Origin of the sequence: Marinilactibacillus piezotolerans (assembly GCF_900114235.1) — a bacterium.
GTDB classification, from domain to species: domain Bacteria; phylum Bacillota; class Bacilli; order Lactobacillales; family Carnobacteriaceae_A; genus Marinilactibacillus; species Marinilactibacillus piezotolerans.
This window is the reverse complement of the sequence record NZ_FOSJ01000113.1, coordinates 1-1,631: the sequence shown is the minus strand read 5'-3', so window position 1 is coordinate 1,631 and position 1,631 is coordinate 1. Positions and strand designations below refer to the sequence as shown.

At 37.0% G+C, this 1,631-nt stretch carries 2 protein-coding genes; both read right to left on the bottom strand.

Annotated features, from left to right (window positions below; all coding sequences use genetic code 11):
* Positions 1–78: 78 nt before the first annotated feature.
* Positions 79–816: an IS21-like element helper ATPase IstB gene (gene istB / locus BM212_RS12295; protein WP_091898825.1), complete on the bottom strand. Its 738-nt coding sequence runs from the start codon at positions 814–816 to the stop codon at positions 79–81.
* Positions 806–1,631 (bottom strand): Mu transposase domain-containing protein (locus BM212_RS12290; protein ID WP_143744971.1); only part of this gene is annotated, 826 nt, incomplete at its 5' end. The genes BM212_RS12290 and istB, both read right to left, overlap by 11 nt.

The window sequence follows — 1,631 nt, the reverse complement described above, 5'->3', positions numbered from 1 at the left end:
TGTCAAGGACAGTATAAAAATGTAGGTTTATGACAGAATAAAAATGTAGGTTTTTGACAGTCTAATTTAGAAGTCCATTTATATTTTCCCTTTCATACGATATGATTTTCCAGTAATCTTGAAGACTTTAACATGGTGAACCAAGCGATCAAGAATGGCGGCGGCTATTTCAGAATTCTGAAATAGCTCCCCCCATCGAGATAAGATAATATTTGTCGTAATCATTGTTGATTTTTTTTCGTAACGCATCGTTAATAGTTGAAAGAAAAGGTTAGCTTCAACTTTTTGAATTGGTAAATAACCTATTTCATCAATGATCAAAAGATCATATTTGGCATATCGTTTCAGAACACGATCGACGGTCCCTTTTTCAAAGGCAGAACGAAGACGTAAAAGTAATTCATGACAACTGATAAACAGCGTACGGTAGCCTTGATGACATGCTTCAATGCCTAATGCAATGACAAGGTGTGTTTTCCCTACACCAGGGTTTCCAATGAAAACTAAGTTTTCTTTTTTCTCCATAAAAGCCATATGTTTCAAGTCTAGAATCTCTTTTTTGTTAACGCTTGGTTGAAAGTTGAAATCAAATTCTTCAAGTGATGTCCGTTTGGGAAAGTGTGCGCGCTGGATGACACGTTCCACAGTCTGATTCGTTTGAAAGTCTAATTCTTGATTAGTTAATTCTAGAAGAGCTTCTGTTAGGGAAAGCTCATCCCGATTAGCTGTTTCGATATAATTTGGTACATATTCTCTCATATGTTTTAAATCTAAGGCTTCAAGGTTATTTAAGAGCTTTTGATAGTTACTGCTCATTCGAAGGCACCTCCAGTAAATCATATTGCTTTAAACTTCGTTTAATATGTTCTTGGATGTCATCTTCTTCTTTGTGGCTCATGACATCTGATTTAAGTACCTGAACCAAATCTTCTTGGTTATAGTTCAATCTTTTTGTGGTAAGTGGGTGCGAACGAATCTGTTCTCCGTTATAATAAATGTGCACGTGCTCTTCGTTTTCGGAAAGATCCAAGTCAACTTCTTTTCCGATATAGCGAGGGTCTACAGAGTACCTACATTTGCGGAAAATGACCATTGCTTCCTTTGTGACTTTACGGCGAATAGAGTCTTCAAAATAAGGATTTAACAAGTCATCTTTTAGCTTATGGAGGTGCTCTTTTTCATTAATTTTCCAAAGTATATCAGGAATCTCGTCCGTTGCTTGAGACACTTCCGAATTTAATTCATCACAAAGTTCGTCAACGATTCGAATGAGATCTGTCGAATCATAAAATTCATGATTGTAAACCCGTAACCGGTCCATTGTTCTAGCGAGAGCTTCTACGCTGCCTTTTGTTTGGGGGCGAAAAGGGCGACAGACCATTGTTCTGAACCCTGCATCTTTACTAAAAGAATAGAAGCGATCGTTTAAATGAACCTGAGAGAATTGAGTTCGTGACCGGTCGACGACAGTTTTCATATTATCGAACCATATTTCTTCTGGAACACCACCGGTGTGATAAAAGGCATCATTCATGCACTCAAACAATGTATCTTGTTTACGATCAAAGGTAAGCGTAATAAATTTCTTCTTTGAGTAGGGCAATATATAAAGAAAAATATTAAAGCGGAAG